The sequence below is a fragment of the Brevibacterium sp. FAM 24630 genome, assembly GCF_049804075.1.
Lineage (GTDB): Bacteria > Actinomycetota > Actinomycetes > Actinomycetales > Brevibacteriaceae > Brevibacterium.
In genome coordinates, this window is record NZ_JBNBZD010000023.1 from 1 (window position 1) to 20767 (window position 20767).

The following is a 20767-nucleotide window of genomic DNA, read 5'->3' on the forward strand; positions in this document are numbered from 1 at the left end:
TGGATCCCCGCAGGGCCGTGGCGACACACGGTGGTCGTGTCATGCTCGAATGGCAGAATCAGTGTCGGTACGCGGCAACGGAGCCGGAATCATGGGCAACCAGCTACCCATGAAAAATCGAGGCTAGCCACCAGAGAGTCCGCGACTGACTGGAAGTCATACCTTTGTGCACCGGCGTCTGAATTGAGCACATGGGCGCCCAACGCCTCATGTATGTAGGCGTACGTGGACATCAGATAGGCCGTGTACTTGGGGTTATCTTCGGGCGCCGAACTTGCCTGATCGAGGATCTGGAATGTTTGTTCAGCATCCCACTTATCGAACGGAAGCACGCGTTCCGGGTGTCCTATTGCCTCGTAGAAATGGGGAAGCTTGTCGTTCCACTCCAGAGCGACAGTAGGAATGCCAAATGAATAGGAGATGATCGAGGAGTGCATACGTATGGATGCAATCTTTGATCGGGTCGCGATCGCCTGGACAACCTCTCGGGTCGTTTGCGGGAGGATGATTTGCTCATCTGAGAGACCGTGTTTCTCGGCGAAGAATCGCAAAGTATTGTTGTCTCCCAAGCTCCCATTCGTGTACAGCTTGGGGGTCATTCCGTGGGATTCTGCGAGAGTGACAAGGGCGGCCAGGTACGACATTTCCTGCGAGAGTCCCCAGTCGCGCTGATTAGCTCTGAACAATCCGCCGCGCACTACATTGATCCCGATCGTGCCATCGGGAACGACATCAGTCATCCCATAGACAAACTTGGTCCAAGTTGCCGGATCCGCAACCTGTCGCACCTCGAATGCTGCATCCTTGGCTACTTCCTGGAAAAGAGGTAGATTCTCGCGAACAGACAGAGCTCGGACACAGCGCTTATTCACGATCTTGGCTATAGCGTCGACTTGACCATCGTCGGCACCCATATTGTTCAAGCCCATCGAGGAGAACACCACAGGAATCCCACGCTCGTCGGCTGCGGCGGTGATCCGGTCCATATACTCGTAGAATCCAAGATATGACTGACCGAAGAGCCCACCGCCGCCAAAGAAGATGGCATCACAGCGTTCGAGTTGAGATTCTTCGAAGCCCTTTAGCGACAGCGGAGCGAGCTCGTAGTCGTCGGAGCTAAGGCCATGGTTCTCTAGAGCAACTTCGAGTAGCGCGAGAAAACTGGTGCCAATGAGGTTGTCGCCGAAATTGTCGTCGACATAGGACACTGTTGCAATTCGTAGTGACGAAGCCATGCGTTGGACACCTTCAAGTGATCTGCTAGTCAGAAGTGAGGGATTCTAGATGAGTCGCGAGCGAGTCTAGCTGAACAGTGGACCAGATCGTATGAACAGGGCACCGGCAATAGATCCAAGATGTTGTGAAAGACGACGCTCGGGCGTAGTCGGCTCAGCTGAACGTCGACCACCACGACGTTGCGCTGCTCCTGCAGAACCTCGGCGGCACGGGCGTTGCCTGCCATTTCGAGCACCGCGGAATGGAAGTCGCGATCGGCCCGGAGCGTCGCCTCGGGGTCATCGGTTTCCGCCGCGGTCCTGAACTGAGTGAATCGGTCATCGAGGGTCTTTCGCGCTGCGGCATCGGAGCTCAGCGCGGCCTTGCGGGCAAGAGGAACCTCGACGATCATCCGCAGTTCGAAGCCGTCGATGAGGGAGTCGATGTCGGTCTCGAGGATGCGGATCCCGCGGTTGGGCTCGATGCTCACCGGCCCGAGGCGGGCAAGCTCAGCCGTGGCTTCTCTCACCGGGATGCGCGAAACGCCGAGCCACTCTCCGAGTGCGGTGGCCGAATGGAGGCTTCCAGGGGGCAGTTCGCCGTCGACAATGGCCTGACGTAGCCGTTCTGTGGTCTGTTGGGTCAGTGTCGGCCCACGATTGACGATTGACGTGCTTCGATTCTGCCACGTCAGCACCGCGGAGCCGATCCGCCGGGGCCCGAACGGAGTTTCGCGTCGACTGGCGGCCAAGAAGCGTCGAAGCGGTTTGTCAAGACCGTTTACAGATGTGAGTTGACGATGCGAGGCTGGGAAGACCGCTCACAGCGTGGCGGGACCCATGAGAGGTTTCGCGGGCGGTTCCACCGATGTTGAGGAGGAAAGAGCGATGAACAGCAGTCAGCTACGCAAGGTCTACGAACAGGGTGGCCCCTATGCCACCGTCTACCTCGAGGGCCGTGCTCCCTCAGCCGACGCCGACACGCAGATCCGCCTGCGCTGGTCGGAGCTGAGAGAGCGGCTGACCTCTGCCGGGGCAGGGGAGCCACTCCTCGAATCCATCGATGCGATCACCCTCGTCGACGAGCCCACCGAGGTGCACACAGACGGTCGGACCATCGTGGCGAACCCACAGGGAATCCTGCTCGACGAGCATTGGGACGCGGCACTGGGAGAGGGCGACGCAGCGCACTACGGAGACGTGCCCGAGCTCGGAGCCTACCTTCGCCAGGAGTGCCGACAGTTCGATGTCGTTCTCGTCATTGCCGGACAGGACGGAGCGACCGTCCGCGAGCTCAGCGTGACCCCGGATCGCGAACGCCGCGAGACCGATGGTGTCCACGTGACCGGCGACAATGACGAGGACATCAACAAACCCCGCCGGGGCGCGTACTCACACAACCAGATCCGGCGCCGTGTCGACGAGATCATCAAAGCGAACGCACGCAGCGTGTCCGACTTCGTCGATCGGCTCGTCACGGAGAATGCGCCCGATGTCGTCGTGCTGGCGGGAGAAGTGCAGGGCAGGACGGCCGTGAAATCCGAACTCTCGGTCCGGTCCGAGGAGCTGCTGCACGAGATCTCGGAAGGCGGCGACGATGATGACGGCGCCGAAGAGGCGATCGATGTGGCGGTGCGAACCCTCGTGACCAAGCTCGCCGAGGAGCGCGAAGCCGAGAACTCCGAACGGCTGTCCGAGAGCAAGGCCCATGACCGTGCGGTCGAAGGGCGCGCCGAAGTCGAGAAGGCAGTCGCACGCGGAGCGGTGGCGACTCTGCTGATCGATGACGCCGATGCGGCAGAAGGGGAAGCGGGAATCATCGCCGACGCGATTCAGTCTTCGGCGGAGATCGGACTCAGTCATGATCCGATGGCCGACGGCATTGCCGCGATCCTCCGATATGACGTTGCCTCCGCCCTGGCAGACTGAACCGGTGCTCGACGCTTTCGCGCACTGAGACCATTGGTCTAGGGGGATAGGTCCGTTCGAGCACTCCGCTCGGACGGACCTTTTCATGACCACGCCCCCACCTTTCGGTATCCAAGCGTAGATTGTATCCAAAGGGTTAGTAAACTGTGTAGAGTTGTCGATGACAGCCGATCTCGGCAGGCTGGAAGGACCCCCTGATGAACCGACCGACAGCGAACCGTTCGACACCGAAGCGCTCGAAGGCGCCCGACGGCGAGGTCATCCGGAAGAGCCGCACTCCGCGCCGTGTTCTCGTGCTCGGGGCGACCGGATACATCGGCGGTCGGCTGGCACCCCGTCTGCTGCAGGCCGGCCACGAGGTCCGGGTCGGGGTGCGACGACCGGCGAAGCTCGAGCAGGTTCCCTGGGCCGGTGAGGTCGATGTGAGCACCGTCGACCTCGACACTGGTCGCGGTCTGAGTGAGAGCCTCAACGGCATCGACACCGTCTATTATCTTGTGCACTCCATGGGCTCCGGCGGGGACTTCGAGGCACACGAAGCCGAGGCAGCCAAGAGCTTCGTCCGTGCAGCCGCGTCCGCCGGCGTGCGTCGCATCGTCTACCTCGGAGGACTCCACCCGGAGGAGCGAGAGCTGTCGAAGCACATGCGATCGCGGGCGAACGTCGGTCGTATCCTGCTCGACTCCGAAGTCGACGCAATCGTCTTCAACGCCGGAATCATCATCGGCTCCGGCTCCGCCTCGTTTGAAATGATCCGCCATCTCGCGCTGACCCTCAGATGGATGCCGGCACCGGATTGGGTGGCCAACCGCGTCGAGCCGCTGTCGGTGCGCGACGCCCTCCACTATCTGGTCTCCGCAGCCGACGTGGACGAATCGGTCAACCGGTCCTTCGATATCGGGTCGCGCCAGATTCTCACCTATGCCGAAGTGATGCGGACCTTCGCGAAGGTGGCGGGGCTGAAACCGCGCCATGTGATCGCGTTGCCTCTCCCCGCCCCGACCCTGTCGGGCATCTGGGTCGGTCTGGTCACTCCGCTGCCGTTCAGCCTCACACTTCCGCTCGTCCAGTCATTGCAGGAGGACGCGGTGGCCTCATCGCACGAGGTCGACGACGTCATTCCTCCGCCGGAGACCGGGCTCATCGGGTTCGATGACGCCGTCCGACTCGCACTGCGTCGCGAAGTCGAAGGTGCAGTGGACACGAATTGGGTCGCCGATGCCGGAGAGCTCGACGAGGCGGCCCAACCGCTGCCCAACGACCCGGAGTGGGCGGGCCGGCGCGTCTTCACCGATGAACGGTCGACGGTGATCCCCGGTGTGACGGCCGCCGAGGTATGGCCCGTGATCGAGGGCATCGGCGGGCCCAACGGATGGTATTCCTGGCCCTTGGCCTGGAAGGTCCGCGGAGTGTGGGACAAAGCCGTCGGGGGCGCCGGCCTCAATCGGGGCCGGCGGGTGCCCGACACGCTGCGCATTGGCGATCCCGTCGACTGGTGGAAGGTCGAAGAGCTGGAGCGGAATTCTCGCCTGCTGCTGCGTGCCGAGATGAAGGTCTCCGGTCACGCCTGGCTCGAATTCACACTGACGGAGTCGGCCGAGGGCTGTGAATATCGCCAGAAGGCGACCTTCATTCCCACCGGAGCGCGGGGTCACATCTATTGGGCCCTCGTCGCCCCCTTCCATCGGTTCATCTTTCCCGCCATGGTGAAGAACATCGCCGCCGAGGCGGCCGGTGAGGACGGCGCGAGAGTGAAGTAGCCGACTCGGCCGGATGTCGACGCCTCCCGGCCCGGGTCACTCGGGTGCTGCCGCCGTGATCTGCACTGAGAGGCCGTCGAGGATGAGCTCGAGGCCATCGGAGAAGTCGGTGTCCTGTTCGTTTTCGCTGCTGTCAGTGTCCTCGCTGCCGAATGCCTCGGCAGACAGCACCTCGGCGAGGTGCGGAAACCTCTCTGGGGAAATGACCTGGGCAAGAGCCGTGCCGTACTCGCGTTCGCTCTCAGATTTCGCCTGTCCGTCTTCTCGCCCTTCTTCGAGCTCTGTCTGAAGCAGAGCTGATTGGCGGACGAAGCCGCTGAGCAGGGTGAGTGCCGAGAGTCTCTCTTTCGCGGTCAGTGCCGTGGGGGAGAGCTCTGCGAGGCCCTGTTCGAGCCAGGCGACCTGGTTCGGCCCCGAGGGGGCGCGGTAGATCGGAACTCGGGGGAGCCAGGGGCGCTCCTGATACAGCGTCCACAGATCGCGTGCCCATGATCGAAGCCCCTCGCGCCAATCGCCCTCGGCCGAGCCTGGGTCGGGCGGTCGGCTGGCCGCATCCATCATGAGCTGGAGCAGTTCGTGCTTGGACCCGATGTGTCGGTACAACGACATGGCAGTCACGTTCAGCTCCAGGGCGACCTTGGGCAGCGTCGCCGCCTCAAGACCGCTGGCATCGGCGAGGCGGACGGCGGTGCTCACGACGGTATCCACGTCGAGGGTCGATTTCCGTCCTCGCTGCTGTGGGGCCTCCGGAAGTCTCCAGAGTCGTCTGAAGAAATCGGGAACTGCGTTATCGGTCATGCGCCCTCCACTTCCACCAGCATAGATATCATTCTACAAGGCCATATAGTTTAAGTCATATAGTTTCTATGATATTGTCATCCTCATGACTCAGAGAACAGCTTCACAGCAGCCCGTGCAGGCAGGGCGAGTGCATGATGTGGACGCCCTCAGGGGATTCGCCCTGTTGGGGATCTTCGTCGTCAACATCACGTTCATGGCTTCTGCCTATCCCGGCAACCTCGTCGATGATCCGAACTTCTCCGCACCGATCGACGCTGTCGTCCGGTTCCTTGTGGCGGCGCTGTTTTCGATGAAGTTCTACCTGCTCTTCTCTTTCCTCTTCGGCTACAGCTTCGTGCTGCAGATGGACGCCGCGGGCAGGGCGGGTGCGGCGTTCGTGCCGCGGATGCTGCGTCGGTCATTGGGGCTCTTCATCCTCGGCGCAGGGCACATCGTGCTGCTCTACAGCGGAGACGTCCTCACCACGTATGCGGTGATCTGCCTGGTGCTCTTGGCGATGCATCACGTCCGTGATCGGACGGCGCTGCTGACGAGTGGGATCATCTACGCGTTGGTGACGCTGTCGCTCGTCATCAGTGCCGCGTTCCTCGACCGCTCGATGTTCATGCCCAGCCAAGACGAGGCACTCTCTCAAGCCGCTGCTCAGACCCAGACCATGCTCGGGGGCCCGATCGACATCCTCGGCCACCATCTGGCCGGGCTCGACCTGCTGGTCATCCAGGCAGCGTCCCTGCAGGGGCCAACCGCTCTGGCGATGTTCCTCATCGGAATGATCGCCGCACGGCGTCGGCTGTTCTCGAACCTGGGGGAGAAGTCGAGTCTCCTGCGGCGGATCCAGGTGATCGGCTTCGCGGTGGGTCTGCCCGGTGGAGTGCTTTTCGCGTGGCTCGGAGGCGACACCAACACGTGGGCCACTGCGGTGAGCGTCGTGACGGCCCCGTTCCTCAGCGCCGCATACGTGGCAACGCTCGTTCGACTCCTGCACGTTCCGTGGGGCGGCTGGCTGCGCAGAGTCCTCGAGCCGGTCGGGCGCATCGCCTTGACGAACTATCTCGGCCAGTCGGTGGCAGGGCTCATCCTGTTCTCCGGGATCGGCATCGGTCTGGCCGGCCGAGTCTCACCGCCGGTGCTCCTCGTGTTGGCCGTTGTGATCTTTGCGGTCCAGGCTGCCGTGAGTGCCTGGTGGCTGCGGTCGCACCGCTACGGGCCTGCCGAATATCTGCTGCGGCTGTTCACCAATTGGAGCCGGCCGACTCGTTCTTCATCCGGTCATAAGCAGCCAGCGCGGCCTGACGCGAGGTTCTGAGATCGACGATCGGCTCGTCATCCCCGCCTGAACGTTCTGCCTGGGTGAGGCCGCCCGGTCCGCGGCCCAACCACCTGTCGACGTATTCTCGATCCGGATCGAAGCGCTCGCACTGACGTTCGGGGTTGAAGATCCGGAAATACGGGGCCGCGTCGGCTCCGCACCCGGCCACCCATTGCCACGACACCGGATTGTTGGCTTCATCGGCGTCGACAAGGGTGTCCCAGAACCACTGTTCGCCGTGCCACCAGTGGATGAGCAGATTCTTCGTGAGAAAGCTCGCTGCGACCATCCGCACCCGATTGTGCATCCACCCGGTCTGCCACAGCTGAGCTATGCCGGCATCGACGAGCGCTATCCCCGTCGTGCCGTCCTGCCAATGCCCCAGCGCCTCGGGGTCATCCTCATAGGGGAAGTGCGCGAACTCCGGCCGCATCGGCTCGGTCTCGACGTGTGGCAGGTGGTAGGCCAGGTGCCAGGAGAACTCACGCCAATAGAGCTGCCTGATCCACGCGTGCCTGTCGTCCTCGCTCACCTCCGGCACATCCCAGGCCGATCTCAGCAGCTGCCGCGGAGAGAGTTCGCCGAAACGCAGTCGCGGTGACAGACCCGAGGTGCTGTCGGGATCGGCAGGGACATCATGAGCTTCGGCATAGTCGTCGATGCCCTCGCTCAGACTGCGAAGTCGTCGGGCTGCTTCCCGACACCCCGGCGACCAATGCTCGGCCACGGTCGTCGCCCACCATTGCGGAGTCCGGGCCGAGGCGAAGTCTCCGGAGCCCGTACCGGTTCCGTCGAGGAGACCGAGACCGTCGAGGTCACTCGCCCAGGAGTGCGCGCCCACCGACCTCAGCCGAGCCTCGGGCAGAGCCTTCTGCTGTGGAGGCGGTGGGAGAACGTCTCCGACCGTGCGATCGCGCACGGCCGTGAAGAAGGGGGTGAAGACCTTGTAGAAGTCGCCTCCCTGCGGACTGACAGTCCACGGTTCGACGAGCAGCGCACCGGAATGGGAGTGCGCCGCGCACCCGGCTTCGTTGAGCTGCGCTTTGATCTGCGCGTCGAGGCGGCGGGAGGCGGGCGCATAGCGGCGTGACCAGCGGACGGTATCGACCTCTAGGTCCGCGGCGAGCTGAGGGATGATATCGGCGGCGGAGCCCGCGGCGAAGAGCAGCGGGATCCCGAGCTGTGCGAGCTCGGCTTCAAGGACGCGCAGGGACTCGTGCGCCCACCAGCGTGCGGCCCCACCCAGCGGACGGGGCCCCAGTCCGTTGTCATCGCGGCGCTCTCTGATCCAAATGCCGATCACCTGCCCGTCGGCGCATGCCGCTGTCAGAGCTTCGTGATCGTCAACGCGCAGATCGTCTCGGAACCAGACAAGGGTGAGGGGTTCAGGGCCTTCGCTCATCGACCGCTTCCTTTCATGCCCCGCAGGCGACCGAGGGCACCGCGTCGCAGCAGACCCTGCGGCGGCGGTGACCAGATCGGGGTGCCTTCGACCCGCCAGGCGCCCAGCAGTTCGTTCGCCGCGAGGTAGCCGGTGGTCGCCGCGCGCTCCATGAGTGCCACGGGCAGCTCGCACCGAATGTGGTCACCGGCCAGGACCAAGCCGGGCAGGGGTGTCGAGACTCCCGGCCGGTCGCTCCAGGGCCGGGTGTCGGTGAGCCCGCAATCGGACTCGACGAGCAGTTCGCGGTGGAGGATCGCGCTCTGCCGCGTCTCCGGATAGACCTCGTACAGATCGGCCAGCAGCCGCTCGACCAGCTCATCGTCGGGCGGAAGGTCGGTCAGGGCATAGGCGTGGAGTTCGACCACGGATCCCGCATGGTCTTCCGCCCACTGGCCGGCACCGACTTCGAAGCGTTCGAGCACGGAGATGTTGTCGAGCAGATCGAAGCCGCTGGTGCCCAGGAACGCGGGACGGTCGGGGGAGACCGCCTCGGCGAACCAGAGCCTGAGCACCGCAAACGGTGGGGCGTTGCGCTGCCCGCCGACTCGGGCGAACCAGTCCGGCATCCCGTTCTCCCGGGATCCGGCGCCGTGCGGGCCGGTCACGGCACCGTCGGTCTGTGACTCTGCCGTGGCGATGAGGCGCCGAGTCCCGGCAGGATCGGCGGCGAGGACGAGGGCATCGGATTCGACGACGCCGGCCGAGGTCTCAACGCTCCAGCCGTGAGGCGAGCGGGCGATCGTCTCGGCCGCTGTTCGGGTCTCGATCCGCACGCCCAGATCCTGCAGATACCGCCCCAGCGGTGCCCACAGGGCAGTGTCGTAATCATCATCGGGAACGTCGAAGAGCAGACCTTCGGCCGAACCGGCGAAGTAGGTGTGGAACATGGCGACGAGCTCACCGGCGGAGAAGTCCTCAGGGTCGGCGAAGAACGAGCGGGCGAAGACCTCGAGCGCGAGGTGCCGGGCCTGGTCGGGGAAGCGGAGGCGATCGAGGAACGCCGCCGCGGATTCTCCGTCATAACGGGAGAAGGATGTCGGAAAGTCGACGTCGATGAGTTCCACGGCTGCGGCGAGGTCGACCTGGGCCAGGCCCCGCAGGGGAAAGGTGGGGCTGGTGAGCACGAAGCCGAGGAGATTGAACGGGGGGGTCCGGGGGATCGAGGCGAAGGAATCGGTGGGGCCGCCTCGGCGGGTGAGCGGGTAGTCGGGGATCGGTCGAAGACGATCGAGGCCGGGGTCGGCGCGGCTGAGCAGGTCGCGCAGGTTGTAGTACTGCCGGAAGAACGCGTGGAATCCCCGGCTCATCGTCCGATCGTCGTCCACCGGCCAGGCGCTGACACGTCCGCCGAGGCGGGGCCCGGATTCGAGAATCGTGACCTCGGCTCCGCGTTCGGCCAGAATCGTCGCGGCCGAGAGGCCGGCGATGCCGGCCCCGATGACCGTCACGGTCTTCGGGCGCAGGAGCCGGAGACGTCCGGGGGTGGCGGGAAGGCGGCGAGCATGGGGATCGCGCGGGTTCACTGCGCCTCCTCGCTGCGACGGTTGAGATTCCACTGCCAGAGCATGAGCACCGCTGTGATCATGGCGAAGCCGAAACCGAAGTCCTCGATGGGGATGTCGAAGGGGAAGCGGATGCCGAGGAACATGTCCGGGTTGTAGACGACGATCGGGTCGGACAGCTTCGTCAGCCATCCGTCGACGAGGCATTGGAAGCCCAGGCAGATGACCAGCGCGGCCCAGTACTTCGCGCGGCGGAAGATCCCGCTGCGGAAGACGAAGAGTTCGAGTCCGACGACCACAAGCATGCCGATCACGGTCATCACGGTGTACTCAGCGATCATCGGATCTCGCCTTCCTCCGACGGGCGAGGCGGCGTTCGGCCCATCCGATGGTGGTGCCGACGGCTTCGTAGCTCAGCAGCGCGCAGACCGGGATGACGAGGAAGAAGACGAGCTCTTCGAGCGGCAGAGACCCGAGGTCGATCCCGGTGACGAACCGCGGATTGTAGGTCCAGTGATCGCGGGCGATGGCGATGATGTCCCAGGCGGAGAAGACGATGACGACCGGGAGCAGGGCCGTGAGCAGAAGCGGCCAGCGACGGTAGACCCGGGCCGAGAACACGAGTTCGAGAGGCAGCGTGATGAGCAGGCAGGCGGCCATGAGGCCGAGGTAGTCCCAGTGGCCGATCATGGATTCCTCTGCGGCGTGCGGGCGGGGCGAGCAGGCACGAAGAATCCGAGATCGATGTTGCGGATCCGGTAGCTCTCGATGAGCTCGTCCCACTCGATCTTGGGTTCGGTCAGCAGACGCGGGCCGCTGGCGAGCAGCCTATGGAGAAGCGCATCGGTTTCGAACAGTGCCAGCGGCTTTCCGGGGCAGCTGTGGGCACCGTCGCTGAAACTCAGCCCCGCGGCAGGGGCCGAGCCGCCTTGACCCGGGCAGATCGCCTCGGCGTCGTCTCCGTACACCTCGGCATCGACGTTGGCCGCGCGGACGCAGATGTCGATGAGTTCGCCTGCGGGGATGGTGGTTCCACCGGCGTCGCTGAGGTCGATGGCCGATGTGGCGCGTCGATAGAGGTGGCCGACGACGGGTTCGACACGGATGATCTCTTCGAGGAGGGCCAGCCGACGGGGCTGTTCGGCGGCGAGATACTCGCGTCTGAGCTGCTCGTCATCGAGCAGATGCCAACAGGCCATCGCAATGAATTCGCGGGTCGTGACCATCCCCGCGGTGCCATAGGTGATGCACTCGACGAGGATGTCGCCGGTGCTGTACCCGGAATCGAGCAGATGCGAGATGACATCGCCGCGGTGGTCGCGTCTGTGAGCGCGGATGGCCGGGCGGACATCGTGGGCGAAGAACCGCAGGATGGGAACGATGCCGTTGACCGCGGCCTGCACCCATTGGCGTGTCGTCCTCCCCCAATCCGCTTTGGCGAGATCGACCGGCGGCTGGCGGAAGAAGGCGGCCAGCCGTGCGGCCATGCCGGCGGTATCGGACTCGGTGAGGCCGACCACTCGTGATGTCACGTCGACCGTGAAGTGCAGGGCCGCCTCGTCGAGTCGGCACCGCCCGGTGACCGCCGCTTCGTCGACGATCGTCTGCGCGGCGGCGGCGATGTGCTCGCCGTAGCGGTCGGCGATCACGGCAGGTGCGAAGAACCGGGCGACCTCCCGACGCTGCCGGTCGTGAGCTGCGCCGTCGGAGATGAGGATCGGATGGGCGCGGAAGAGTCCGCGGGGGATCTTCTCCGCGGTGAAGCCCGCCTGCGTCGACTGGCCCCGGGCTCGGAGCACCGCTCGAGCCGGTTCGAAGGCGCGAACCCTCCAAATCCCTTCCTCGGCCTCGACGGCGGGGGCGCTTCTCTCGCCGTTGCGCCGGGCTTTGCGCCCGCCTTTTGGGTGGCCGCGGCTGACTGCGGGACTCGAGATCACGTTTGGGTCGCCCAATCGGCGTTGCGCAGGGACAACTCGTCCGTCATTCCGTCGAGGAAGCGGATGACGGCATCGCGTTCGCTGCTGCTGAGCTGGGCGGCGGCGTAGATTCGCCTGGCCTGGGCGCGCCCGACGGTCTCGCGTGCCGAGCGGGCCGTCTGCTCGGTGACCTCGATGGCATAGGCGCGGCGGTCGCTGGGATGCAGCTTCCGGATCACGTGGCCCTCCCGCTCGAGACGATTGATCAGCTTCGTCACCGAGGCGGCCGACATCGCCATGTGGATGGACAGCATCTTCGGGGTCACCACAGCGTTCTGACGCTTGGCGGCGATGAGGTAGTGCAACGCACGCATGTCCGGCTCGCTGAGTTTCATGAACTTGCGTGAGGCATCGGAGAGGGGGCGCTCGGCTTCGCGCAGTCGGGCGAGTGAGTTCATGAGCCGAGCAATCTGCTCGCGGTCCGTGCTCGACAGGTCGGATGAGTCGATGAGGTCGCCGGGAAAGCTGTGCTCTGAGCCGGTGTACATGTTCTCTGTGATCGGGTCGTGAGCGCCCGGGGCCTCCGATGACTCCATGGTGTCATCTTACTGACTTTCACCCCTTGATCGTAGAAGAATAACCTTCGGCAGATAATATCTTTGAGTGTAGTATATCGAGTACGTTATCAACACTCGAGCGAAGGACTCAACGATGACCATTGCCCAGGGCATCGCGTTCGGCCCCTCCGTCACAGCCGAAATCGAGTCCGAGGTCCGACGTGTGCTCGACAGTCGAGCGGATCGGGTGGGCGCACTGGGGTCCACGGCGGCCCAGGCGTGGGACCTCGCTTCGCGGTGCCTGCTCGGCGGCAAACTGCTGCGACCGCGCCTTCTCATCGGAGCCTTCGACGCACTCTGCGCCTGTCCTTATCCGGAACTGCCTGCCGACCCCGGCCCTTCGCCGTCCGTGTCTGCTCTGCAGTGCCGTCCCGAGGCCAGAGACCAGGCGGTGCGCATCGCGGCCGGTATCGAGCTGCTGCACTTCGCCTTCCTCCTCCATGACGATGTCATCGACGGTGACCTCATGCGGCGGGGTCGTCCGAACTTCATCGGCCTCCTGCTCGAGGAGTGGCAGGCGGGCAGCGGTGCCGGCGGGGCCGAGCAGGCGACCGTCGCCTCGCAGCTGCATGCGGCGCGCAACACCGCGATGCTGGTCGGAGACCTGCTGCTGTCGGCCGCTCACCAGATCTTCTTCAGCGCAGCGCTGCCGAGCGATTCGCATTCCCGGCTTCTCGAACAGCTCGATCGGGCGGTGATGGAATCGGTCTCTGGGGAGCTGACCGACGTGGCGCTCGGCGCAGGCCGCGTCCGTTCGGGCCTGGCCGAAGTCGTGGAGATGAGCCGTCAGAAGACCGCGACGTACTCCTTCGAGCTGCCTCTGCACTCCGCAGCGATCCTCTCCGGGGCGTCACCGGAGACCGAGGCGATCCTCGGCAGGGCGGGTGCTCTGCTGGGCCTGGCGTACCAACTCCAAGATGATCTGCTCTCGACCTTCGGCAGACCCGACGAACATGGCAAGGACGCCTATTCGGACCTGCGTGAGGGGAAGGAGACGGCGATCATCGCCGTCGCGCGGCGCACCTCAGCCTGGCCGCTCATCGAACCGCACTTCGGTGCCGGGGACCTCAGCTCGCAGGAGGGAGCGACAGTGAGGTCGCTGCTGTCCGACTGCGGAGCAGAAGGCGAGATTCGGGCGCTCATCGACGAGCTCTCCGCGAACGCGCGAGAACTCGTTGCGGCCGAACCGATGCTCATCGGGCCGGATATGGCAAGGCTCCTCGACGAACTCATCGAGGCGCTCGACGGGAGGCGATCATGAAACGAGACGTTGATCGGTTGGGGCCCCTCGGACGCTATTCGTTCGTGTCGAACCGGATCTCGAAGTCGGTCATCGGCGCATATTCGACGTCGTTCGGTCTCGCGGCGCGACTGCTCGGCCCTCGCCACCGGGATCATGTGCGCAACATCTACGCTCTGGTCCGGGTCGCAGACGAACTCGTCGACGGAGTCGCGACCGAAGCGGGCCTCGCCCCCGAACAGCAGCGTCGGATGCTCGATCAGCTCGAATCCGAGACCGAAAGCGGCATGAGGCTCGGCTACAGCAGCAACCCCATCATCCACGCTTTCGCCCACACCGCCCGCGCAGCCGGAATCGGAGTCGAACTGACCCGACCGTTCTTCGCCTCCATGCGCACGGACCTGCAGACGATCCCGTCGGGACAGCAGGCGACCCCGTCAGGACAGCCGACCACGGCCACCGAGGCGCAGCTGCGTTTCGACCGCAGGGCACACGCCGAATACGTCTACGGGTCCGCTGAAGTCGTCGGTCTCATGTGCCTGCGAATTTTCGTGCGCAACGAGGAGTGCTCCCGCAGCGAAGAGCGACTGTTGGAACACGGTGCCCGCAGCCTCGGCGCGGCATTTCAGAACGTCAACTTCCTGCGCGACCTCGGTGATGACACGCAGCGCCTGGGCCGCAGCTACCTCAGCGAGAACGGGACGGTGGACGCTCGGACGCAGGCGGAGTGGATCACGGCCATCCGCGCACAGATCGAAGCTGCGGACCGGACAATTCCGCTCCTGCCCAGCGATGCCCGCGTGGCCGTCCTCTGCGCCCTGCGGCTGTTTTCGGCGCTTGCCGACCGATTGTCCGTGGTGCCGGCCGAAGAGCTCCCGCGACGGCGGATCACGGTGGCGGGTCCGCGCAAGGCGGCGCTTGTCCTTCGTGCCGTCTGCGAGGTGCGGATGGGACAGCTGCGATGAGTCGGGCGATCGTCATCGGCGGCGGAATCGCCGGGCTCGCGACCTCTGCGCTGTTGGCCCGCGACGGTCACGAGGTGACCTTGATCGAACGCAACACCCACCTCGGCGGGAGGGCGGGCAACATCGAGGAGCAGGGCTTCCGATTCGATACCGGACCGTCCTGGCTGCTCATGCGCGACGTCTACGACCATTTCTTCGAACTGCTCGGCACGAGCACGGACGAACAATTGGATCTGCGGCTGCTGGACCCCGGGTATCAGGTCTTCTCGGAACCGGACGGGGCCTCTGGTCCGCACAGCATCACTGTGCCCCACGGGGTCGATGCGGTCGCTGAACTGTTCGAGAGCATCGAACCCGGCGGAGGTGCCGCGGTGCGGAAGTATCTGAGATCCGCGGGCCTGACGGCAGACGTCGCCCGCAACCGGTTTCTCTACAACCCCTTCACCCGACTGGCCTCGGCATTCGGCAGGGACGTTCTCCGTTCCTTCCCGCTGCTCATCCGGCTGCTGTCGAGTTCTTTGGAGAAGTTCGTCGACCAGCGGTTTACACACCCGGTTCTGCGTCGAATCCTCGCCTATCCTGCGGTGTTCCTCGGCACCGACCCCAAACGTGCTCCTGCGATCTACCACCTGCTCAGCGCCTTCGATCTGGACCAGGGAGTGTTCTATCCGATGGGCGGGTTCTGGGCTGTCGTCGAACGACTGGAGACACTGGTCCGCAGCGCCGGCGTCAGGGTCATCACCTCGGCCGAGGTCACCGAGGTGGTCACCGAAGAGGGTGGGAGACGGGTGACCGCCCGCGGGGTGCGATGGACCGATACCGATGGCAAGTCACGCGTCGATCATGCCGACCTCGTCGTCTCCGCGGCCGACCTGCACCATACCGAGACCGAGCTGCTTCCGCCGAGGGCACGCAGCTATCCCGAATCATGGTGGTCGAGAATCGACAGCGGGCCCGGAGCGATCATCGCTCTGCTCGGTATCGAGGGAACCGTGCCCGAACTCGGACATCACTCGCTGTTCTTCGCCGAGGAGTGGGAGGAGAACCTGCAGGCGATCTTCGGCGCCGATACAACAATTCCCGACCCGGCCTCGTTCTATCTGTGCAAACCCAGTGCGACCGACCCCGCGGTGGCGCCGGATGGCTGCGAGAATCTCTTCGTTCTCATTCCCGTCCCGCCGGATGTGGAGATCGGTGCCGGCGGATCGGACGGGGGCGGTGCTCCCGCAGTCGAAGCAGCCGTGGATTCGGCGGTCGAGCGAATCAGCGTCTGGGCAGGCATCGACGATCTGCGCAGTCGGATCAGGGTACGCAAGACCATCGGCCCGGCCGACTTCGCCCGGGACTTCCACTCCTGGAAGGGCGGAATGCTCGGGCCCTCGCACACACTGCGCCAGAGCGCTTTTCTGCGGGCGCAGAATCAGTCACAGCGCGTGGACGGACTCTACTTCGCCGGAGCAGGGACCGCACCCGGCATCGGCGTGCCGATGTGCCTCATCAGCGCCGAACTCGTCGCCAAGCGCATCCGCGGGGACCACTCGGCCGGGCCGACACCGGTCTGAAGCTGGCCGCATACTGCCGACTGCCAGCGTCGGCTCCCGGCGTCAGTCGCCGATCGAGCCGGCGTCAGTTGCTGGTCGAGTGGACCTGCTCCGAACGAGTGAGCAAGACGTCTTGCCGTCGGCTAAGCTGTCCGAGGCTCGCGTCTTGCCGAGCCATACTCAACCTTCGACAGAGAGGTCATTCCTGTGATCATTCTGGGTGTCGCCCTGCTCTCTGGCAGCCTGCTGATCGGCACTTTCATCGGAAATCTTGTGGGCAGTCTGCTCGGCGTCGACGCGAATGTCGGCGGCGTGGGCATCGCCATGATCCTGCTCATACTCTCCACCAACCTGCTGGCACGGTCCGGGCGACTCAGACCCGAGACATCGGCGGGGATCTCGTTCTGGTCGGGAATGTACATCCCGATCGTCGTGGCAATGGCCGCCACGCAGAACGTCGTCGGTGCTGTCACAGCCGGTCCTGTCGCCGTCGTCGCCGGAGTGGCGGCCGTGGCCGTGAGCTTCCTGCTTGTGCCTGTGCTCGCCCGGGTGAAGACCCCAGGAATCGACGAGCCCGTCGAAGTCTTCGTAGAGGAGGCATGATGGACGCGCTCGTCTCGACCCTGCAGGACAATGACCTCGTCGTCGCATTCGCCCTGGTGGGCCTCGTCACCGCAATTGCGATGCTCATTTCGAAGGTCCTCACCAGAGGGAAGTTCCAAGCCTCGGCGATCGCCATCATCATCGGGCTCGTCCTCGCCTATATCGGCGGAGTCGCCACAGGCGGCGAGGACGGGTTAGCCGACCTGTCCCTCTTCTCCGGAATCGGGCTCATGGGCGGAGGGATGCTGGTCAACCTGGCCATCGTGGCCACAGGCTTCGGCGCCAGCTTCGAAGAGATGAAGAAGTCCGGCCTCGGAGGAATCATCTCTCTGGTCCTGGGAGTGGTGCTGTCCTTCGCCATCGGAGTGGTCATCGCCTTGATGTTCGGCTACAGCGATCCGGTCGATCTGACCACGATCGGTGCCGGTACGGCAACCTACATCGTCGGGCCGGTCACCGGGGCCGCCCTGGGTGCGAGCAGCGGAATCATCGCCCTGAGCGTCGGGGCCGGCCTGGTGAAGTCGGTCCTGACAATGGTGCTGACTCCATTCGTGGCCAAATATATCGGTCTGAACAATCCGCGTTCGGCCATCGTCTTCGGAGGGCTGCTCGGGACCACGAGCGGAGTGACAGCCGGTCTCGCCGCCACGGACAAGCGGCTGGTGCCCTACGGGGCGATGACCTCGACGTTCTACACCGGCCTTGGACTGCTGCTGGCTCCGTCGGTGCTCTTCTTCGCCGTCCGCGCGATCTTCGGCTGAGCGGTGGCGCACCGTGTGCGGAAAGGCACCGAGTGCAGGAGGTCAGGGGCGGATGCTGCGGCCGAGATGAACGAAACGGCCCGCTCCACGACAGGATTCTCGGGGTGCAGACCGAGTTCCTGTGCGTGGAGCGAGCCGTTGGGTGTTCGCTGACTCAGCTGCTGGTGGAGTAGACCTGCTCCGAACTTCCGGTGCGGACGCGATTGCGGCGACGGGTCTCGGGGTTCGTCCCGCGCGACTCCGCGGCGCGGCGATTGGCCGGTTGGCTGGTGCGGGTCGTTGCACTGCGGTTGCCGGACCGGCCGGATCCGCTGCCACGCGTGTTCTGCGGATTGCGGCGTGATTCTCCGCTGCGGGCTTCGCCGCCGCGGGATCCGCTGCGACGATTGCCCTCACCGCTGCGAACGGTGCCGCCGCTGCCGGCACCGTCGCGACCTGAGCTTCCACCGCGTCCGCCACGACCGCCTCGGCGACGGCGGGACGAACGGCCGTTCGACGTGGCCGGTTCGGTCTTCTTCCGCGGCTGGATGGGTTCCTTCGGCTGCGGGGCGACGTATTCGGCGATCGCACCGACGAGCTCGATGACCTCGGGGGAGTCGGCGGTGACCTTCTTCGGGGTGGCCTTGATGGCGGCCTTGCGCAGCAGGGTCTGGGTGTCCTTGCGCTCCTCGGGCGTCATCACCGTGACCACGTCACCGGCGCTGCCGGCTCGTGCGGTGCGGCCCGAACGGTGCAGGTAGGCCTTGTGTTCGGTCGGGGGATCGACGTGGACGACGAGTTCGACCGAGTCGACGTGGACGCCGCGGGCGGCGATGTCGGTGGCCACGAGGACCTTCGCATCACCGTGGGTGAACGCGGCGAGGTTGCGGTCGCGGGCGCCCTGGGACAGGTTGCCGTGGAGGTCGACGGCGGGAATTCCCTGCGCGGTCAGCTGCCGGGCGAAGCGTTTGGCGCGGTGCTTCGTGCGGGTGAAGAGAATGCGGCGGCCGGTGCCGGCGGCGAGTTTGTGGACGAGTTCGTTCTTGTCGTCAACGGACACTTCGTACACGTGGTGGGTCATGGCCGAGACATGCGAAGTCGGCTCGTCGACGGAGTGGAGGACCTCGTTGTGGAGGAAGCGACGCACGAGCTTGTCGACGTCGTTGTCCAAGGTGGCCGAGAAGAACATCCGTTGCCCCTCGGTCGGGGTCTGCTTGAGGATGCGGGTGACGCCGGGCAGGAAGCCGAGGTCAGCCATGTGATCGGCCTCGTCGAGGATGGTCACCTCGATGTTTTCGAGCGAGAGGATGTTCTGCTGGAGCAGGTCCTCGAGACGGCCCGGGCAGGCCACGACGATGTCGACGCCGGAGTTGAGCGCGACCTCCTGCCGCCGCTGCTTGATGCCGCCGAAGATCGTCGTCGTCTTCAGACCCACGGCCTTGGCCAAAGGGTCGATGACGTCGGTGATCTGGGTGGCGAGCTCACGCGTGGGAGCGAGGACGAGGCCCCGCGGCTGACGGCGTCCCTGCTGGCGACCCGATCCCGCAGACTGCGATTCGGCCAGGCGGGCGACGAGCGGGATGGAGAAGGCCAGTGTCTTGCCGGAACCGGTCTTGCCGCGGCCGAGGACGTCGCGTCCTGCCAGGGTGTCGGGCAGGGTGTCCTGCTGGATCGGGAAGGCGGAGGTCTTGCCCTCACTGTCGAGGGACTTGACCAGCTGGGCGGGAACGCCGAGCTCGGCGAACGACGTGGGTGCAGCGGTCGTGTTCTTTGTGGTGGTGCTGCCGGAGCCGGATGAGCTGCGGGCGGTGCGGGGAGCAGTGTGTGTCTGTGAAGTTGTGATGGGGTGGCCCTTCAACGTGCCGGACGACGTGCCGATGCCGCGCAATGGTGGCAGTCAGCCGCTTCCGGTCATGGAATGAGCGCTGTCGGCGCTCTCGATCGCCGAGAGAAAACGGCTTCGGAAACATGCGCGGGTGATCTCACCCAGCTGCAGAGACGAGGCGTCCTGACGACGCAGGGAACCCGAAAACAGGTTCGCAAGTATCTACAGTATAGCGGCTGCGGTGCCAGGAGCAGAATCCGCCGACGCACTGCTTCCGGTCGCCGGTCCCTGTTCGGGTATTCGAGCCCCCGCCGGCAGTTGATCTCGTCGGCGCGTTTTCCGGCGGGCTCGGCGCCGACCGGTGGCCCAAGCCGCCACCGTCACCGAGGCCCAGCCGATGCCGATGCCTGCGATGTCGTCGAGGATGTAGTGCCAACCGAAGTAGACGGTGGCCACGACTGTCACACCGAAGAAGATCCAGGTCACGGCCTGGATGCCGCGTCTCTGATTCGTCCGTGTCATGAACAGTGCGGCGGCGAAGGTCACGGAGACATGGAGGGAAGCGAACGCGGCGACACCTTGGATGGAGTCGCTGCCGGCGGGATTGGTGAGGAACTCGAGCCGGTCGGCGCTGAGGACCTGCTGAAGCTGCGTGACCCCGGTGTCGGGCAGCGCCCGGAAGAACTCGGGGCGGCTGAACGCCGGACCCACCGACGGCAGCAGGTAATAGCTGACGGTGCCCAGGACCCAGTTGAGACACAGCGTCGTCGCGTACCAGGCTCCGATTCTGTGGTTGCGATTGAGCACGAGGAACGCGCCGAGGCTGATCGGCACGAGCGGAAGATAGGCGAGGTAGGCCAGCGACAGGACGTTCGCCGCGATGTTCGTGCCGAGCAGATCGTGCAGGAGCAGCGCCGGGCTGTTGCCGCCGGTCAGCCAGTAGTCGAGGTGGAGCAGCTGCCGGTCGTAGAGAGTGCCGTCGCGGAAGACCGGCAACACGCTCTTGAGGTTCCGGTAGGCGACGTAGCAGACGTAGAAGCTGAGCAGACCGGCTCCGATGCACAGCAGACGGTGGGTGTTCCACTCCTTCTTGACGGTGTCGACGAGCGCGGCCGGCAGGTTCCGCCAACCGCTTCTGCGCACTGCTTCCACCACGAGTCCGCAGCCGATGATTCCCAGTGTCAGCAGGGGCAGGCGGGCGATCGAGGGTCCGAGGAAACCGTCGGGATCCCGCAACGGCAGGTCGAGGTAGAGCGAGGAGATCACGGCGACCGCTCCGATGAGCAGAGACAGCGCCATGGCGAAAGTGTAGGGCCAGCGTCGCATTCGGGTCATCGGCACACCATAATGAAAGAGGTTCT

At 65.0% G+C, this 20767-nt stretch carries 19 protein-coding genes; 8 read left to right on the plus strand and 11 right to left on the minus strand.

Going from position 1 to position 20767, the window contains the following annotated elements:
- Window positions 1-89 precede the first annotated feature (89 nt).
- Window positions 90-1235 carry a polysaccharide pyruvyl transferase family protein gene (locus ACPUD7_RS14745; protein ID WP_425120308.1) on the minus strand — a complete coding sequence of 382 codons (1146 nt, stop codon included), beginning with the start codon at window positions 1233-1235 and terminating at the stop codon, window positions 90-92.
- A 29-nt stretch (window positions 1236-1264) separates the two neighbouring features.
- Window positions 1265-1912, minus strand: a complete 648-nt coding sequence (locus ACPUD7_RS14750; protein ID WP_167854436.1) for a GntR family transcriptional regulator — start codon at window positions 1910-1912, stop codon at window positions 1265-1267.
- 190 nt (window positions 1913-2102) lie between these two features.
- Here ACPUD7_RS14750 and ACPUD7_RS14755 point away from each other — a divergent pair, with 190 nt between their 5' ends.
- Window positions 2103-3143, plus strand: coding sequence for a Vms1/Ankzf1 family peptidyl-tRNA hydrolase (locus tag ACPUD7_RS14755; protein WP_135540430.1), 1041 nt, complete (start codon window positions 2103-2105; stop codon window positions 3141-3143).
- A 197-nt stretch (window positions 3144-3340) separates the two neighbouring features.
- A complete protein-coding gene (locus tag ACPUD7_RS14760) occupies window positions 3341-4903 on the plus strand; it encodes an SDR family oxidoreductase (protein ID WP_425120310.1) in 1563 nt (520 codons plus the stop codon).
- 36 nt (window positions 4904-4939) lie between these two features.
- On the opposite strand, the gene ACPUD7_RS14765 is transcribed toward ACPUD7_RS14760, so the two are convergent.
- Window positions 4940-5701 carry a TetR/AcrR family transcriptional regulator gene (locus ACPUD7_RS14765; protein ID WP_135540426.1) on the minus strand — a complete coding sequence of 254 codons (762 nt, stop codon included), beginning with the start codon at window positions 5699-5701 and terminating at the stop codon, window positions 4940-4942.
- Between the two features lie 85 nt (window positions 5702-5786).
- On the opposite strand from ACPUD7_RS14765, the gene ACPUD7_RS14770 reads away from it, so the two are divergent.
- Window positions 5787-7010, plus strand: a complete 1224-nt coding sequence (locus ACPUD7_RS14770; protein ID WP_135540424.1) for a DUF418 domain-containing protein — start codon at window positions 5787-5789, stop codon at window positions 7008-7010.
- Here the strand turns inward: ACPUD7_RS14770 and ACPUD7_RS14775 are convergent.
- The 6 genes from ACPUD7_RS14775 to ACPUD7_RS14800 all read right to left on the minus strand — a co-directional run bounded on the left by ACPUD7_RS14775 (window position 6937) and on the right by ACPUD7_RS14800 (window position 12471).
- Window positions 6937-8415 carry a cryptochrome/photolyase family protein gene (locus ACPUD7_RS14775; protein ID WP_425120311.1) on the minus strand — a complete coding sequence of 493 codons (1479 nt, stop codon included), beginning with the start codon at window positions 8413-8415 and terminating at the stop codon, window positions 6937-6939. The two genes, ACPUD7_RS14770 and ACPUD7_RS14775, sit on opposite strands and share 74 nt — an antisense overlap.
- The gene (locus ACPUD7_RS14780) at window positions 8412-9980 is read right to left on the minus strand and encodes an FAD-dependent oxidoreductase (RefSeq protein ID WP_425120312.1); all 1569 of its coding nucleotides are present in this window, start codon (window positions 9978-9980) and stop codon (window positions 8412-8414) included. Before ACPUD7_RS14780 ends, ACPUD7_RS14775 begins: the two co-directional genes overlap by 4 nt.
- Window positions 9977-10300 (minus strand): lycopene cyclase domain-containing protein, encoded by a 324-nt coding sequence (locus tag ACPUD7_RS14785; protein WP_425120313.1) that lies wholly within the window; start codon window positions 10298-10300, stop codon window positions 9977-9979. The genes ACPUD7_RS14780 and ACPUD7_RS14785 overlap by 4 nt, the downstream gene beginning before the upstream one ends.
- A complete protein-coding gene (locus ACPUD7_RS14790; protein WP_425120314.1) occupies window positions 10290-10649 on the minus strand; it encodes a lycopene cyclase domain-containing protein in 360 nt (119 codons plus the stop codon). Before ACPUD7_RS14790 ends, ACPUD7_RS14785 begins: the two co-directional genes overlap by 11 nt.
- Window positions 10646-11758 (minus strand): cytochrome P450, encoded by a 1113-nt coding sequence (locus ACPUD7_RS14795; protein ID WP_425120315.1) that lies wholly within the window; start codon window positions 11756-11758, stop codon window positions 10646-10648. The genes ACPUD7_RS14790 and ACPUD7_RS14795 overlap by 4 nt, the downstream gene beginning before the upstream one ends.
- A gap of 134 nt (window positions 11759-11892) precedes the next feature.
- Window positions 11893-12471, minus strand: a complete 579-nt coding sequence (locus ACPUD7_RS14800) for a MarR family winged helix-turn-helix transcriptional regulator (RefSeq protein WP_425120316.1) — start codon at window positions 12469-12471, stop codon at window positions 11893-11895.
- Window positions 12472-12586: 115 nt separating this feature from the next.
- On the opposite strand from ACPUD7_RS14800, the gene ACPUD7_RS14805 reads away from it, so the two are divergent.
- From ACPUD7_RS14805 to madM, 5 genes are all read left to right on the plus strand, one after another.
- Complete coding sequence (locus ACPUD7_RS14805; protein WP_425120317.1) at window positions 12587-13753, plus strand: polyprenyl synthetase family protein; 1167 nt, start codon at window positions 12587-12589, stop codon at window positions 13751-13753.
- Window positions 13750-14697, plus strand: coding sequence for a phytoene/squalene synthase family protein (locus ACPUD7_RS14810; RefSeq protein WP_425120318.1), 948 nt, complete (start codon window positions 13750-13752; stop codon window positions 14695-14697). Before ACPUD7_RS14805 ends, ACPUD7_RS14810 begins: the two co-directional genes overlap by 4 nt.
- The gene (gene crtI / locus ACPUD7_RS14815) at window positions 14694-16259 is read left to right on the plus strand and encodes a phytoene desaturase family protein (RefSeq protein WP_425120319.1); all 1566 of its coding nucleotides are present in this window, start codon (window positions 14694-14696) and stop codon (window positions 16257-16259) included. Before ACPUD7_RS14810 ends, crtI begins: the two co-directional genes overlap by 4 nt.
- 186 nt (window positions 16260-16445) lie before the next feature.
- A complete protein-coding gene (madL, locus tag ACPUD7_RS14820) occupies window positions 16446-16841 on the plus strand; it encodes a malonate transporter subunit MadL (RefSeq protein WP_425120320.1) in 396 nt (131 codons plus the stop codon).
- Window positions 16838-17602, plus strand: coding sequence for a malonate transporter subunit MadM (gene madM / locus ACPUD7_RS14825; RefSeq protein ID WP_425120321.1), 765 nt, complete (start codon window positions 16838-16840; stop codon window positions 17600-17602). The genes madL and madM overlap by 4 nt, the downstream gene beginning before the upstream one ends.
- A 154-nt stretch (window positions 17603-17756) precedes the next feature.
- Here the strand turns inward: madM and ACPUD7_RS14830 are convergent, their stop codons facing one another.
- Window positions 17757-19298 carry a DEAD/DEAH box helicase gene (locus ACPUD7_RS14830; protein ID WP_425120352.1) on the minus strand — a complete coding sequence of 514 codons (1542 nt, stop codon included), beginning with the start codon at window positions 19296-19298 and terminating at the stop codon, window positions 17757-17759.
- Window positions 19299-19628: 330 nt separating this feature from the next.
- Window positions 19629-20705, minus strand: a complete 1077-nt coding sequence (locus ACPUD7_RS14835) for a phosphatase PAP2 family protein (RefSeq protein WP_425120322.1) — start codon at window positions 20703-20705, stop codon at window positions 19629-19631.
- Between the last annotated feature and the right edge of the window lie 62 nt (window positions 20706-20767).